Genomic DNA, 14,482 nt, shown 5'->3' with positions numbered 1-14,482 from the left:
GCGCGCCGGGCTCGAGGCCGACGGCCTCCGGCGCGGTGGCGTCGCGGCGGGCGCGGAGGAAGTCGCCGAGTGCCGTCGTCATGCGCCCACGGTACGACGCGCCGCCGCCACCCGGCAGGGCTCAGGGTGACCGTGCCAGGGCCAGCCTCAGGCCGGTCTGGCTGCCCCCGGCGGCGTTCGCCAGCCTGGAGGCATGAGCGAGAGAACACGACTGGCGATCATCATCGGAAGCGTCCGCGAGGGACGCTTCGGCCCCACCGTCGCCGCATGGGTGGCGCGCCGGGCCGAGGAGCAGGGCCGGTTCGACGTCGACGTCGTCGACCTGGCGGACTACGACCTGTCGTCGCCGCTGCCGAACGCCTCTCCCAAGTACGCCGGCAGCGACTATCCCCGGCCGGCCGGGCTCTCGGGGCTCACCGAGCGCCTGGACGCCGCCGACGCCTTCGCGATCGTGACCCCGGAGTACAACCACTCCTACCCGGCGTCGCTCAAGGCGGCGATCGACTGGCACTTCACCCCGTGGACGGCCAAGCCCGTCGCGTTCGTCAGCTACGGAGGCGCGGCCGGTGGACGACACGCGGCGCTCCATCTCGAGAACGTGTTCACCGAGCTCCACGCCGTCACGATCCGCGACGGCCTGGCGTTCGCGAACTACTTCGTGACGTGGAAGGACGGCAAGCCCCAGGATCCGGCGGCGGCCGACTACGCGGCGGCCATGCTCACCCAGCTCGCGTGGTGGTCCGAGGCGCTGCACGCGGCGCGTGCGAGCACGCCGTACCCCTCCTGAGGCGATCCGCGGCCGCGGCTCAGCCGCCGGCGAAGGGGGGCAGCACGTCGACCTGGGCGCCCTCGGGCAGGAGGGCGTCGGGCTCGGCCTGGGCGCCGTTCACCAGGAACGACGAGGCCAGGCAGACCGCTCGGAGGCCGTCGCGCGCGCCGAGGACGCCCTTCAGGTCGGCGAGGGTCGCGGCGTGGAGCCGCTCGGACTCGGTGCCGGCCGCCTCCTTGGCGCCGGCGAAGTAGCGGACGGTGATCTCGGGCACGGATCCAGCCTGTCACACACCCTCGCCGTGAGGTCGTGCGGAAGACGCAACACCGAGGCCGTCCAGATGTCCTAGTCTCTAGGTATTTCCTAGGCAGATTCTCAGAGACAGGTCATCCGTGAAGCAGCTCAGAGCCGTCGTCCCCGCCATCGCCCTGCTCGTGAGCACCGTGCTCACGGCATCTCCCGCCCACGCCGCCACGACCACCCTGACGGTGGTCGGCACCAGCGACGTCTACGACTCCTACCTCGTCCAGAACGTGATCAAGCCCGGCTTCGAGGCCGACCACCCGGAGTACACGCTCAACTACGTGTCGAAGGGCACCGGCGCGGCCATCGACTACGCCAAGCAGGGCACCGCCGCCGCGATGATCGTGCACGCCATGTCGCTGGAGAACCAGTTCGTCGCCGACGGCTACTCCTACGAGCCCTACGGCCGCGCGATCTTCTGGGGCGACTACGTGCTGGCCGGTCCGGCCGACGACCCCGCGGGCGTCCTCAGCGGCGGGGAGCACGACATCGCCGCGGCCTTCGAGAAGATCGCGGCCGCGGGCGCGGAGGACAAGGCGGTCTTCGTCTCCCGCGGCGGTACGCCGGGCACCACCGTCCAGGAGCACGCGATCTGGGCGATGACCTCGGGCGTCCAGACCTGCAACGTCACCACCGCCGACGGCGGCGGCACCACCCCGTCGACGACCACCGGCGACTGCCCCAGCATCGGCAGCGTCTCCAAGCCGGACTGGTACAAGGCCACCGGCAAGACCCAGGCCCCGAACATCCAGGACGCCGACGTCTGCAACTACGACCAGGCGACGGACGCCGGCAGGAACGTCTGCTACGTGTTCACCGACCGCGGCACCCTGCAGTACCTGCAGGGCAGCGGCTCGGTGACGACGATGACGACGCTCACCCGCGACAACGACGCCACCGCCCGCGGGAGCGAGGCGGCGTTGGTCAACACGTTCCACGCCTACGTCGTCAACCCGGCGAAGTTCACCAGCTCCACCAACACCGACGTCGTCGGCGCGACCGCGCTCCTGGACTGGATCACCTCGGTCAAGGGCCAGGCGGCGATCGGCGCCTACCAGCAGCCCGACCCGTCGTTCCTGCCGTCGGCCCGGCCGGAGGTGACCGTGACGAAGCCGCCGGCCACCGTCCGCGGCGGGCAGAAGGTCACCCTCACAGGCTCGATCGCCAACGTCGTGCCCGGCATGCCTACGCTCGACGGCGTGCCGGTGCACCTCATCTCGACCCCCGCGGCCGGTCCGGGGATCACCTCGACCGAGGTCGCCTCGGCGTTCACCGACGCCTCCGGCAACTTCACCCTGAGCTACGTGCCGAGGACGTCGGCGACGCTCTCGGTCACCACCGGCGCGATCACGAAGATCGAGGACGCGGACCTCGAGCCGGACTTCGGCGACCAGCTGCAGGCGACGTCGACGACGGCCGGCAGCGTGACGGTGGCGGCGGCGGTCGGGCTCACGAAGCCGAAGGTGTCCCGGCACAAGATCACCCTGCGCGGCGCGATCGCGCCGCCTGCCGGCGACGCCAAGGGCACCGTCACGATCTGGGCCGGCAAGGTCGGCGGCAGGCTGAAGGCGCGCAAGAGCGTCAAGCTCGGCACCGGCGCGTCGGCGTACAAGGCCGTCATCCACCTGCCGCGCGGCAGGTGGAAGGTCCGGGTCGTGTACGCCGACGGCATGGCCGTGACGCCCGCGACCTCGGTCACTCGACGGGTGCGCATCCGCTGACCATCCGCCCACTCCGCGCGTCCCGCCTCGCGTGGGCGCTCCCGGCCCTGCTGCTGGGAGCGTCCACGCTGGCGCTCGGCGACGGGCCTGCCGACGCCGCCTCGTCGTGCTCGCCAGGGCCGTGCGTCGTCGTCGAGGTCACCGGGAGCGTGTCGGCGACCCGCACCTTCGACCTCGACGACCTCGACACGCTGCACGACCTGACGGACGTGACCTACCGGAAGCGGGACGAGGACGGGCACGTCAGCAGTGAGCTCGTCGGCGCCGGCACGTCGCTGCGTGCCCTCGTGGCCGCCGTACCGGCGGGCGCGGGGACCGTCGACCCGGACGCCGTCACCTACACCGAGGTGGTCGACGAGGACGGGGTCAGCCACCCCCTGGCCGAGGGGGCGCTCGGGGCGAGCGGCGCCAACGGGTTCGAGAGCGGGCTCATGCCCGTCGTCCAGGGCGTCGGCGGGGAGGCGCTGCAGTACATCCGGCCGCTCACCGGCGGCGAAGACGTCAACGTCTCCGCCGACCCGAACCGCGGTGGCTACTGGCAGACGTCCTCGCGCGGGACGCTGCGGATCGTGGCCCACACGAGCGGCCGGCTGCTCCAGCCCACGATCGCGGCCGGCGACACCGACCTCGACGTCGGCGAGAGCACCTCGCTCTCCGCGACGCTCGCGGAATCGCCCGGCACCTCGCTGACCTGGACCTGGGACTTCGGCGACGGCGAGGCCGCCGGCACGGCGAGCACGTCGCACGCCTGGCAGCAGGCGGGCACCTTCTACGTCACCGTGACGGTCCGCGGTGCCGACGGCTCCTTCGGGCGCGCCTCGCCGGTGAGGGTGTCGGTCGACCCGGAGCAGACCGACGACCCGACCGTGGCTCCCGGCGGCAGTGGCGCCGACACCGACCCGGACGCGCCCGTCGACGGGCCGAGCAAGGCGAAGGGCCACCATGCGGGCGGCTCGGCGAGCTCGACCGCCTCGTCATCGGCATCGGGATCCGCATCGGGATCCAGCGCCTCGGCCACCGCGTCCCCCGCGGCGTCGGCGACCGCGACCGCCACGGCGACGCCGGCGCCCTCCGGCGACAGCCCGCGGATCGAGGGCATCCTGCTGACGGCGAGCGAGCTCCGCGGCTCGTCGAGCACCCCACCGGTCGACGTCGAGGACGCCCCGTCCGCCGCGGCGGCCCGCGCGAGCGCCGACACCGGCCTCGGGCTGCCCGGCTGGATCGGCCTGCCGGCGGCCGTCGCCGCCCTGATCGGCTCCGGCATGCTCGCCGAGAGCGGCACGTGGCGGCGGATCCGGCGGCGGATCCGGCCGTGGCTGGGGCGCGGCGGCGTACGCGATGGGACGATGACGCCGTGAGCGAGGACGTCTACCGGGTGATCTACCAGGTCGCCGAGGTGCTCGAGGTGCCGGTCGTGCTCCTCGCCCTCGCGGCCCTCGCGCTCGTGCTGGTCGAGGCCGGGGCCTTCGTCGTCGAGGTCGCCCGGCGCCGGCGGCGGCGCTTCCCCGCGCTCGTCGCCGCCGCCGACACCGCCCGGGACGTCGTCGTCGACGACCGCGAGGCCGCGCGTGCCGCCCTCGCGCCGGTCGCATGGAGCCAGCCGATGGCCCAGGTGCTCGGCGGCTTCGCCGAGGAGGCCGGCACTCCGGGCGACGAGCCGAGGATGGCGAAGCGGCTCGCGGACTTCGACCTCGCCGCCCAGCGCCGCCTGGGGCGGACCCGCCTGCTGGTGCGGGTCGGGCCGGCACTCGGCCTCATGGGCACGCTGATCCCGCTCTCGCCCGCCCTCGACGGGCTCGCCCGCGGCGACGTCGAGACGCTCACCTCCAACCTCCAGACCGCCTTCAGCATCACGGTGCTGGGCCTTCTCGTCGGGGCGGTCGCGTTCGCGCTGTCGCTGTGGCGCGACCGGATCTACGCACAGGACTACTCCGATCTGGAGTACGTCGCCGCGGTGCTCACGTCGCCGGACGCCTCGTGATCAGGGTCAGCCCCCGAGCCCGGCGGCACGAGGACAACGCCGGCGATCCGCTCGACGGCCTGGTCAACCTCTTCGACCTCGGCATCGTGCTCGCCGTGGCATTCCTCCTGGCCGCGCTCACGGCCGCCCACGTCGGGATCGGCAGCAGCGGCCTGACCGCGCCGAAGGACGCCGTCACCACCCAGCCGGGGGACGAGACCGGGCCGGTGCCCACCGACGGCGCCAGCGTGATCGGCTCCGGCGAGGAGGTCGGCACGGTCTACCGCCTCACCGACGGCCGGCTGGTCTACGTCGTGCCCTCGGCGGGCCCGAGCGCGCCGAGCGCATCCAGCACGCCGTGAGCTTCCTCTGGGAGGGGCTGCGGGAGGCCTGGCAGCTGCTGATCACCGGCGATCCCTACGTCATGCAGCCGCTGTGGACGACGCTGCAGGTCGTGGCCGTCGTCCTCGCCGCCTGCGCGCTGATCGGCCTCCCGCTCGGCCTGCTGCTCGGCCTCGGCCGGTTTCGCGGGCGCGGTGTGCTGGTGGCGCTGGCCAACGCCGGGATGGGGCTGCCGCCGGTGCTGGTCGGCCTGGTGCTCGTGCTGCTGATGTTCCCGGCCTCGGTCCTCGGCCGGTTCCACCTCATCTTCACACTCGAGGCCGTCTTCATCGCCCAGACCATCCTGGCGCTGCCGCTCATGATCGCCCTCACCTGCGCCGCCGTGGACGCGCTGCCCGACGGGTTGCTCGACCAGGCACGGGCGTTCCGCGCGGCCCGCTGGCGGATCGCGGCGCTCGCCACGCGGGAGGCGTGGGCCGGCATCGTCGCGGGGGCGATCGCGGCCGCCGGGACGGCGCTCTCCGAGGTCGGCGCCGTGGTGCTCGTCGGCGGCAACATCCAGGGCTACGACCAGACCCTGGCCAGCGCCGCCCTCTTCGAGGTCAATGCCGGGCACTGGTCACAGGGCGCCGCGATCGGCATCCTCCTGCTCGGACTGATCATCCTCGTCAGCGCGCTCATGACCGTCGTGCAGCACGGCGGCTCGGTCGCCCGGCGGTGGCGGTCGTGATGCTCGAGCTGGTGGGCGTCGGCGTACGCCGGGGGCGACGTGCCGTGCTGGAGGACGTCTCCCTCGCCGTCGCCGAGGGCGAGGTGGTCGCGGTGCTCGGGCCCAACGGCGCGGGCAAGTCGACGCTGATCGGCGCGATCGGCGGCCTCCTCCCCCACACCGGCACGATCGTTCGCGGCGGCCGGGTCGCGACGGTCCTCCAGTCGGCCGGCCTGGCGAAGCGCTCCGCCCGTGCCAACGTCGACCTCGCCCAGGCGTGGTGGGGCGTCCCGCGCGGGGAGCGGGCGGCCCGCTCGACGGCCACCCTGACGGCGCTCCGCGCGGACCACCTCGCCCGGCGGTTCGCCGGCTCGCTCTCGGGCGGCGAGGCCCGCCGGGTCCATCTCGCCCGCGGACTCGCCGTGCGCCCGGACGTGCTGCTCCTCGACGAGCCGTTCGCCGGGCTCGACCCGGCCGGCCACCTGGCGCTCATCGAGGACGTCGCCGGCACCCTGCGCGACGCCGCGCGGGCGACGGTGGTCGTCCTCCACGAGCGCGCCGACGCCTGGGCGCTCGCGGATCGTGTGGTCGTCCTGATGGCGGGCCGGATCGTCGCCGACGGGCGACCGGCGGAGCTGCTCGCCGCTCCGCCCTCCCTCGAGGTCGCCCGCTTCCTGGGGTACGACGGCGAGCTGGTGGACGACGACGCCCTGGTCCTCACCCGCGCGGCCGAGGTCCGGGTGGCACCGGACGGGCCGATCGAGGCCAGGGTCGCCGGGCGGATCCGCCGGGAGGACGGCGTACTGCTCCTGCTGGAGACCGACGGCGGACGGCTCCGCTGCCTCCATCCCGACCCGGCGGTCGGCGAGCGCGTCGGCGACATGATCCGGGTGCGGCTCGATCGCGCGATTCGCTTCCCGCGCAACGCCGGCGAAACCTAGGATCGTGCCGTGGAGTACCTGCGCATCGGAGAGGTCGCCCAGGCCGTCGGCGTCAGCGTCGACACCCTGCGCCGCTGGGAGGCAGATGGCAGGGTGACGTTCGAGCGCCAGGGCAACCAGCGCGTGCTCCCGGCCGACCGGCTCGGGGAGCTCAAGGCCTCGCTGACGCCACCGCGCCGGGGCACGAGCGCGCGCAACCACCTCGACGGGATCGTCGTCGCGGTGACCAAGGACGGCGTCATGGCCCAGGTCGAGCTGGCGTGTGGCGACTATCGCGTCGTGTCCCTGATGAGCCGCGAGGCGGCGGACGAGCTGAGGCTCGCTCCCGGCGTCGCCGCGACGGCGGTCGTGAAGGCGACCAGCGTCATGGTGCAGGCCAGCACGCCTCCGGCCCCATGATGACGCCCGCCAATCGACGGCGCTGGCACGACCGCGGCGCCGTCGGGCTCGGGGTCATCTCCACGGTCTGCCTCCTGGCGGCCTTCACGACGCACGAGATCACGCCGGCGGTCATGGGCTACTACGCCGCGAGCCTGGCCACCATCGCCGCGGTGTGGGCGCTGCTCCATCTGCGGCTCGAGAGGCCGGCGCTCCTGGCCTGGCCCGTGCTCGACATGCTCGGCGTGATGGGCGCCTCGGTCGTCGCCCCGCACGCGGCGAGCCTCACCACCTCCGCGGTGCTGATGGGCTTCCTCTACACGGGGATGACCCAGCGCCGCGGGGTGTCGCTCGCACTCCTGCCGCTCGCGATCCCGGCCTTCGTGATGGCGGTCGACCTCTCCGGCGCCGATCTCGCCGTCCGCCTCCCGCTCGCAGTGATCGTCTGGCTGGCGGTCTCGGAGCTCCCGTCGTGGCTGCTGCACAACCTGGCCGCCGCCCAGCGGCGGGTCGAGGAGCTCGCGGCGACCGACGGGCTCACCGGTCTGGCCAACCGGCGACGCTGGGAGACCCGGCTGAGCGAGCTGGCCGCCTCCCGGGAGCCGTTCGCCGTGCTGCTGATCGACCTCGACCACTTCAAGGCGTTCAACGACCAGCACGGCCACATCGCGGGCGACGCGCTGCTGGCCAGGTTCGCCGACCAGCTGGTGCGAGCCGTCGGCGCCGGCCACGTCGTCGCCCGCTGGGGCGGCGAGGAGTTCACGATCGCCCTCCTCGGCTACGACCAGGACAGCACCGAGCTGATCGCCCGGCGGATCCTGACCGTCGTGCCGGATCGCCAGACCTGCTCGATCGGCGTCGCGGTCCTCCGGCCGGGCGAGACGCCACTGGAGCTGATGACCCGTGCCGACGCGGCGCTGTACGCCGCCAAGTCGGCCGGCCGGGCCCAGCACTCGGTCGCCTCCTGAGCCCGGCCCAGACCCTCAGGCAGCGGCCTCCAGGTCCTCGTCGATCTCCTCGACGACCACGTCGCGCCGGGTGGCGACGCGGTGGGCGAGCGCGCTGCCGGCGAGGCCGAGCGCGGTCAGCACGACGATCACCACCAGCGCGGTCTCGGTGCCCGGGATGAGGCTCCCGCTCGCCGCGCTCGCATCGCCGCCCTGCGCACTGGAGACGATCGCGGTGACCACGGCCAGCATGACCGCGCCGCCCACCTGGATGAAGGTGTTGAGCAGCCCCGACGCCAGCCCCTGCTCGCTCTGGGCGACGCCCGCGGTGGCCTGCGCGTTGATCGCCGGGAAGGTCAGCGCGAAGCCGATGCCCAGGAGGACCATCGTCGGGAGCATGAAGCTCCAGTAGCTCATGCCCGGCGTCGTACGCAGGAAGAGGAGGTACGCCGCGACGAAGGCCGTCAGTCCGACCCCGACCAGCAGCGTGGTCGGGAAGCGGTCGAGGACCCGGTCGATCTTCGTCGCCGAGGCGACCACGATCAGGCCGGTCGGGAGGAAGGCGAGCGCCATCGTGATCGGCGACCAGCCGAGGGAGTTCTGCACGTAGAGCGTCACGAGGAACTGGAAGGCCGCGTAGCCGCCGAACATCACGAAGCCCGACAGGTTCGCGTGGACCAGCGTGACCGAGCGGAGGATGGACAGGCGCACCAGGGGGCTGGCGTGGCGCTGCTCGATGACGACGAAGGCCACACCGAGGGCGACCGCCGTGCCGAGGCCCGCGATGGTGCCGGTCGACAGCCAGCCGGCCTCCGGCGCACGGACGACGCTCCACACGAGCAGCAGGAGCGCGACCGTCGAGGTGACGGCGCCCGCCACGTCGAAGTGGGCGAGCCGGAAGCGGGCGGCCGCCTGGGCGCGAGGGATCACGAGCCAGCCGGCGACGGCCAGCGCCAGGGCGACCGGCCCGGGGAAGAGCAGCGTCGCCCGCCAGGAGAGCTCGGTCAGCACGCCGCCGAAGACGAGTCCGAGCGAGAAGCCGGAGGCGCCGCAGACGGTGTAGATCGAGAAGGCCTTGTTGCGCGCCGGCCCCTCGGCGAAGGTCGTGGTGATGATGGACAGGCCGGCGGGCACGGTGAAGGCGGCGCTCACGCCCTTGACGAAGCGCAGCGCGATGATCACCTGCTCGGTCGACGAGATCGCGCTGACGACCGACGCGACCCCGAAGACGAGGAGCGCGCCGAGGAAGACCGGCCGACGGCCGATGAGGTCGGAGGCCCGGCCACCGAGCAGGAGCAGCGCGCCGTAGCCGAGGACGTAGCCCGAGACGAGCCACTGGAGGGTGCCGGCCTCGAGGTCGAGGGCCCGCCCGATGGAGGGCAGCGCGACACCGACCATCGAGATGTCGAGGCCGTCGAGGAAGAGGGCGCCGCACAGGATGACGAGCAGGATCCAGATCCGGCCCGTCCAGCCCGAGGGCGTCGTGACGTGGAGTTCGGACGTGTTCGTAGTGGCGTTCACGAGACTCAGTCTATGCATATGCATCTTTTGCGTCTACATCTTTTGCATCTGCATAAATCGACGAAACCCTGGTATCATCGGCCGCGTGGGAACGGTGCAGAAGACGTCGACGGACGACGACGTCGCGCGGCACTGGCAGCAGCTCAGCGGCGACTTCTATCGCATCGCGGCGGCGCTCGACCGGGCGCTCGAGCGCGAGCATCAGTTGAGCGGCAGCGAGTTCGACGTGCTCGAGCGGCTGGCCAACGCCGACCGCGGCCAGCTGCGGATGTCCGAGCTCGCCCCCGAGGTCGCGCTCTCCCAGAGCGCCCTCTCGCGCCTGGTCGGCAGGCTCGAGACCAGCGGCCTCGTACGCCGGATCGCCTGCACCGACGACCGCCGCTCGGTCTACGCCCGGATCACCGGCGACGGCGCGAAGCTCTACGACGCGGCCAAGCCCACCCAGCGCGCCGCACTGCGCGCCGCCTCGCTCGGCTGCGAGGTCGGCGACCTCCTCTGCGACGGTCGCGCCGACTGAGTCGGGCAGCGGTGTCACGTGCACCGGGTGCCATATGAATGCCGACAGGGCGATGTCCGATTTCCGTGACTCAGGCCACGGTCGCGGGCACAATGTGCGCATGGATCGTGACTTGGTGTTGACACTGAAGACAATCGATCCGGCCGAACTGGGGGGTCGGATCAAGCGGCTGCGACTGCAACGGGGACTGACGCAGGGCCAGCTGGCGGCGGGCGTGGCCTCGACGGCGTACGTGTCGCGGATCGAGTCGGGGCAGCGTCGTCCCGAGTCCGACGTGCTCGAGGGCCTGGCCCGGACGCTCGACGTCCCGGCACGCGAGCTGCTGGTCGGCGAGTCCACGCCGCTGCGGGCCCGCGTCCAGCTGGAGCTGGACTACGCCGAGCTCGAGCTCAAGACGGGCTCGGCGGTGCGGGCCGCCGAGCGCCTCGCGTCGCTGCCGGCCAGCCTCGACGACGACCAGCGGCACACGGCCGCCCTCCTCGGCGCCCTGGCCGACCAGGCACAGGGCAAGGACGCCATCCCCGCCCTGGAGAGGCTGGCGGCCGAGGACCTGACGAGCGCCGCGACGTGGTTCGGGGTGCAGATCGCCCTCTGCCGGGCGCTGCGCGACGCCGGCGAGGTCGACACCGCCGCCAGCGTCGGCGAGGCGGCGCTGAAGCAGGCCCGCGAGCGGGGTCTGGCCGGGACCGACGACGGCATCCAGCTGGCCGCCACCCTGGCCAGCATCTATGAGCTTCGCGGCGAGATCCCGCGCGCGCTGCGCCTCGCCCAGACAGCGCTCGCTGCGGCGGACGAGAGCATCTCTCCCCGGGCGCGAGCCTACGTGTGCTGGAACGCCAGTGTCTGCGCGTCGGAGCAGGGCGACGTCGCCAACGCTCTGCAGTACGCCGACCAGGCTCTCCTGCTGCTCGGCGTCGACGGCGACGCGCGGCAACGAGCGATGCTGCGCTCCAACATCGGAGGATTCCTGCTCCATCTCGACGATCCCGACGTGAACGGCGCACTGGCCGCGCTCAGCCAGGCCGTCGGCGAGCTCGAGATGACCGGGGCCAGCACCATCGAACTCGTCCTGGCCAAGGTCGAGCAGGCCAGGGCGCACTACATGGCCGACCAGACCGCCGTCGCACTCTCGATTCTGGATCCCATCCTGGCCGAGCCCGAGGCGCTCGGCCCGTTCGCTCTCGCCGACGCTCTGGTGATCCACGGAGACATCTACCTCCGGTCAGACCCCGCGGAGGCAGCAGCGGACTACCACCGGGCCGTCCTCGCCCTGGCTACGACAGACCAGGACCGCGCGGTGATCCGCTTGTGGTACCAGATCGCGGCGCGCTTCGAGGAGATCGGCGACGCCGGCGCCGCCCTCGACGCCTACCGTCGGGCGGGCATCGCGTCCGGCGCCCTGACAGGCCCCCAGGCGGCCAAGCTCTTCGCCTGACACCGACCTACCTGCCTATCTCCCGGGCGGGCGCCGGAACGGCGCCCGCCCGCAGGAGAGTTCAGCAGCAGCGCTGCGTGCCAGCGCTCGCGGGCTCGGGCGCGACCGTCGTGGCGACACCGAAGGTCGCGAGCGCGGCGAGGATGGCGACGACGATGCGGGTCTTGTAGTTCTTCATCGGGGGCTCCTTAGGTGGTTGTTTGCCTCACTCGGGCATGATGAGGCATATATAGGAAACTTTAGATGGGGATGAATGTCTCCCTCTTCACCTAAGGTGAGGCTCGTGAGGCAGATGAGGCGCCTCAACACGACGGATCACGGGGTTTGACGCAACACCCGGGCCCTGAGGTCGGTCGTGGCGGCTCTCGGCAGGACGACGACGGGACCAGTTGGCATTCGGACCACACTGAGAAAGCGGGGCATCGTGACGCTGGACGCCATGGCGTACCTCCCCGTGCTCAGGGGGCGGCAGTCCGAGGTCGCGGCCGCGCTGTCCGGGCCGAGGTCGTCGGCCATCATGCCCTTCTTCGAGCTGCAGGAGGCGGCTCCCGCCGGGGTCGATCCCGCGATGGGACTGCCGCGGAGGGTGCGGAGCGCGGCCACCGACGCGGCGTGCTTCCTCGACGAGGTGGCCCGGCTCTGGTCGGGTCCGCTGTATGTGGACATCGGCCGCGTGGCCGTGTCGCCCGGTGCGCGGACCCAGTGGTGGAGCCTGCTCGCGCTCCTCAACGTCGTGGCGTCCGCCAAGGTCGACATCGTCCCCGTGATCGACCTGCGGGACGACACCACGTCCCGGACGGCAGCACGCGCCGTGGCCACCGGAGGACGAGCCGCGCTGCGGCTGCCGGTGGCACGGGTGCGGGCCAACCCGCGGATGCTCGTGGGCCTGGTGCCCGTCATCGCCGCGGATCTCGGCCTCCCGGCCCGCGACGTCGACGTCATCCTCGACTGGTCCGACGAGCTTTCGACGCGCTCGTCCGACGACCTCGAGGCGGACACCCGGACCGTCCTCCACGCCCTGGGCGGCGACCACGGCGAGATCGTCGTCGCGGGCACCCGCGACGCTCGGGCCTTCGTCCGCGTCGGCGCCTGACCGACCCCGCCCCCCGATCGCGCCGGCATCCCCTTCCGGACGCGCAGAGCCCCCGGTGAGCACGGCTCCCGGGGGCTCTGATCGCGTGGCGGAGGTGGCGAGATTTGAACTCGCGATGGGTTACCCCAAACCGCATTAGCAGTGCGGCGCCATAGACCGGACTAGGCGACACCTCCATGCTGCCGTGGCAGCGCCGGACAGGCTACCGGGCCGGTGGGCCGGCTCACCAATCGGCCACCGGATCAGGGCTCGAATCGATAGCCCAGGCCGGGCTCGTTGCGGAAGAAGCGGGGACGTGACGGATCCGGCTCCAGCTTCCGCCGCAGCTGGTTGACGTAGAGCCGCAGATTCCCCTGCGCGGTCTCATAGCCCGGCCCCCAGACCTCGGACAGCAGCTCTCGCTGGCTCCGGAGCACGCCGGGATGCCGGACCAGCGCCTCGAGCAGATGCCACTCCGTCGGCGTGAGGCGAACCTCGTCACCGTCGACGGTGACCCGCTTGGCCGCGGTCTCGACGACGACCGCTCCGAAGCGGATCGCGACCTCGGGCTCGGTCGCGCTCGACCTGCGGGCCATGGCCCGCAGCCGGGCGAGCAGCTCGTCCATTCCGAACGGCTTCGTGACGTAGTCGTCGGCACCGGCGTCGAGGGCGTCGACCTTGTCCGCACTGTCGGAGCGCCCGGAGAGGACGAGGATGGGGACGGAGCTCCACTCCCGCAACCCGGTGATGACGCGAACGCCGTCCATGTCGGGCAGTCCGAGGTCGAGGACGACGACATCGGGCCGGTGCTCGGCGGCGGCGGACAGCGCCTCCGACCCGTCCGCGGCCGTCACGACCTCGAAGCCCGACGCGCGCAGGTTGATCGCCAGGGCGCGCGCGATCTGCGGCTCGTCGTCGACCACCAGCACCCGGGTCACCCGTCCCCCTCCCCCGGCTCGGCCACGGGCAGCGAGACCACCATCGTCAGCCCGCCGCCGGGCGTCTCCTCGGGAGTCAGGGTCGCACCCATCGCCTCCACCAGGCCGCGCGAGACGGCGAGGCCCAATCCGATGCCCGTCGCGTTGTCGGTGTCGCCCAGCCGCTGGAAGGGCACGAAGACCTGGTCGAGCTTGTCTCCCGGGATGCCCGGCCCCCGATCGACGACCCTGATCTCGACCCGGTCGCCGAGAACGCCACCGTTGACGAGGGGAGGCACTCCCGTGGGGGAGTAGCGCTGGGCATTGGAGAGCAGGTTGACCAGCACCCGCTCGAGCAGGCCGGCGTCCGCGTGGACGAGCGGGAGCTCCGCGGCGATGTCGAGGAGCACGCCGCGCGGGGAGACGCCGAGGTCGTCCAGAGCACGGCTGAGCACGTCGTCGACAGCGGTCGGCGCCCGGTGGACCGGCATGGCGCCGACCTGCAGCCGGGACATGTCGAGCAGGTTGTCGACCAGTCCGGCGAGACGGTCGAGCGACGCGTCCGCAGTGGAGAGGAGCTCCCGGCGATCCGCCTCGCCGACCGTCACGGCAGGAGACAGCAGCCCGGACACGACGGCCTTCGCCGCCGCGAGCGGGGCGCGCAGGTCGTGCCCCACCGCGGCGAGCAGGGCGGTGCGGACCCGGTCCGCTTCGGCCACCGGCACCGCAGCGGCCGCCGCGTCCGCCAGCTCGATCCGCTCGGAGGCCTCCCGCGCGCGTACGGCGAACACGTCGGCGAGACGCCGGTCCTCGGGACGCAGCGACGGGCCGGTCATCGCCAGCACCGTGGCCCTGCCCGCGGAGACTCGGGTGTCGGCCTGGTCGGGCCGCGCCGGCGGGTCGACGCCGGCGAAGGCCAGCGGCACCCACCGGCGGTCTCCCTGCGTGAG

16 protein-coding genes and 1 tRNA gene are annotated in these 14,482 nt (G+C 72.7%); 12 read left to right on the top strand and 5 right to left on the bottom strand.

Annotated elements, in window-relative coordinates; translation table 11 throughout:
* The first annotated feature begins 193 nt into the window (after positions 1–193).
* Entirely contained in the window at positions 194–787 is a 594-nt protein-coding gene (locus QM572_RS11475; protein ID WP_415093168.1) for an NADPH-dependent FMN reductase, read from the top strand.
* Positions 788–806: 19 nt separating this feature from the next.
* On the opposite strand, the gene QM572_RS11470 is transcribed toward QM572_RS11475, so the two are convergent.
* Positions 807–1,043, bottom strand: coding sequence for a MoaD/ThiS family protein (locus QM572_RS11470; protein ID WP_415093166.1), 237 nt, complete (start codon positions 1,041–1,043; stop codon positions 807–809).
* Positions 1,044–1,161: 118 nt separating this feature from the next.
* On the opposite strand from QM572_RS11470, the gene QM572_RS11465 reads away from it, so the two are divergent.
* The 8 genes from QM572_RS11465 (at position 1,162) to QM572_RS11430 (ending at position 8,091) form a co-directional block, all read left to right on the top strand.
* Positions 1,162–2,793: a substrate-binding domain-containing protein gene (locus QM572_RS11465; protein ID WP_415093164.1), complete on the top strand. Its 1,632-nt coding sequence runs from the start codon at positions 1,162–1,164 to the stop codon at positions 2,791–2,793.
* A 149-nt stretch (positions 2,794–2,942) separates the two neighbouring features.
* Entirely contained in the window at positions 2,943–4,151 is a 1,209-nt protein-coding gene (locus QM572_RS11460; RefSeq protein WP_415093162.1) for a PKD domain-containing protein, read from the top strand.
* On the top strand, positions 4,148–4,774 hold the full coding sequence (locus QM572_RS11455) for a MotA/TolQ/ExbB proton channel family protein (RefSeq protein ID WP_415093160.1): 627 nt from the start codon (positions 4,148–4,150) through the stop codon (positions 4,772–4,774). Before QM572_RS11460 ends, QM572_RS11455 begins: the two co-directional genes overlap by 4 nt.
* Positions 4,771–5,115, top strand: a complete 345-nt coding sequence (locus QM572_RS11450; protein ID WP_415093158.1) for a DUF2149 domain-containing protein — start codon at positions 4,771–4,773, stop codon at positions 5,113–5,115. Before QM572_RS11455 ends, QM572_RS11450 begins: the two co-directional genes overlap by 4 nt.
* A complete protein-coding gene (locus QM572_RS11445) occupies positions 5,112–5,825 on the top strand; it encodes an ABC transporter permease (RefSeq protein ID WP_415093156.1) in 714 nt (237 codons plus the stop codon). The genes QM572_RS11450 and QM572_RS11445 overlap by 4 nt, the downstream gene beginning before the upstream one ends.
* Complete coding sequence (locus QM572_RS11440; RefSeq protein WP_415093170.1) at positions 5,825–6,745, top strand: ATP-binding cassette domain-containing protein; 921 nt, start codon at positions 5,825–5,827, stop codon at positions 6,743–6,745. The genes QM572_RS11445 and QM572_RS11440 overlap by 1 nt, the downstream gene beginning before the upstream one ends.
* Positions 6,746–6,754: 9 nt before the next feature.
* Entirely contained in the window at positions 6,755–7,144 is a 390-nt protein-coding gene (locus QM572_RS11435; RefSeq protein WP_415093154.1) for a TOBE domain-containing protein, read from the top strand.
* Positions 7,141–8,091, top strand: coding sequence for a GGDEF domain-containing protein (locus QM572_RS11430; RefSeq protein ID WP_415093152.1), 951 nt, complete (start codon positions 7,141–7,143; stop codon positions 8,089–8,091). The genes QM572_RS11435 and QM572_RS11430 overlap by 4 nt, the downstream gene beginning before the upstream one ends.
* Positions 8,092–8,106: 15 nt before the next feature.
* On the opposite strand, the gene QM572_RS11425 is transcribed toward QM572_RS11430, so the two are convergent.
* The gene (locus QM572_RS11425) at positions 8,107–9,591 is read right to left on the bottom strand and encodes an MFS transporter (protein ID WP_415093150.1); all 1,485 of its coding nucleotides are present in this window, start codon (positions 9,589–9,591) and stop codon (positions 8,107–8,109) included.
* A gap of 85 nt (positions 9,592–9,676) precedes the next feature.
* Between QM572_RS11425 and QM572_RS11420 the strand changes: the two genes are divergently transcribed.
* The 3 genes from QM572_RS11420 to QM572_RS11410 all read left to right on the top strand — a co-directional run bounded on the left by QM572_RS11420 (position 9,677) and on the right by QM572_RS11410 (position 12,636).
* Entirely contained in the window at positions 9,677–10,108 is a 432-nt protein-coding gene (locus QM572_RS11420; RefSeq protein ID WP_415093148.1) for a MarR family winged helix-turn-helix transcriptional regulator, read from the top strand.
* 100 nt (positions 10,109–10,208) lie between these two features.
* Positions 10,209–11,543, top strand: coding sequence for a helix-turn-helix domain-containing protein (locus QM572_RS11415; protein WP_415093146.1), 1,335 nt, complete (start codon positions 10,209–10,211; stop codon positions 11,541–11,543).
* Positions 11,544–11,967: 424 nt separating this feature from the next.
* Positions 11,968–12,636: a beta family protein gene (locus tag QM572_RS11410; RefSeq protein WP_415093144.1), complete on the top strand. Its 669-nt coding sequence runs from the start codon at positions 11,968–11,970 to the stop codon at positions 12,634–12,636.
* An 86-nt stretch (positions 12,637–12,722) separates the two neighbouring features.
* Here QM572_RS11410 and QM572_RS11405 read toward each other — a convergent pair.
* The 3 genes from QM572_RS11405 to QM572_RS11395 all read right to left on the bottom strand — a co-directional run.
* Positions 12,723–12,812: transfer RNA gene (locus QM572_RS11405), tRNA-Ser, on the bottom strand.
* Positions 12,813–12,878: 66 nt separating this feature from the next.
* Positions 12,879–13,553 (bottom strand): response regulator, encoded by a 675-nt coding sequence (locus tag QM572_RS11400; RefSeq protein WP_415093142.1) that lies wholly within the window; start codon positions 13,551–13,553, stop codon positions 12,879–12,881.
* On the bottom strand, positions 13,550–14,482 hold a 933-nt coding region (locus tag QM572_RS11395; RefSeq protein ID WP_415093140.1), incomplete at its 5' end, for a sensor histidine kinase. The genes QM572_RS11395 and QM572_RS11400, both read right to left, overlap by 4 nt.

Origin of the sequence: Nocardioides sp., assembly GCF_047607365.1 — a bacterium.
Classification (GTDB): domain Bacteria; phylum Actinomycetota; class Actinomycetes; order Propionibacteriales; family Nocardioidaceae; genus Nocardioides.
Note: the sequence above shows the minus strand (reverse complement) of the source record. Positions and strands in the feature narration are given on the sequence as shown.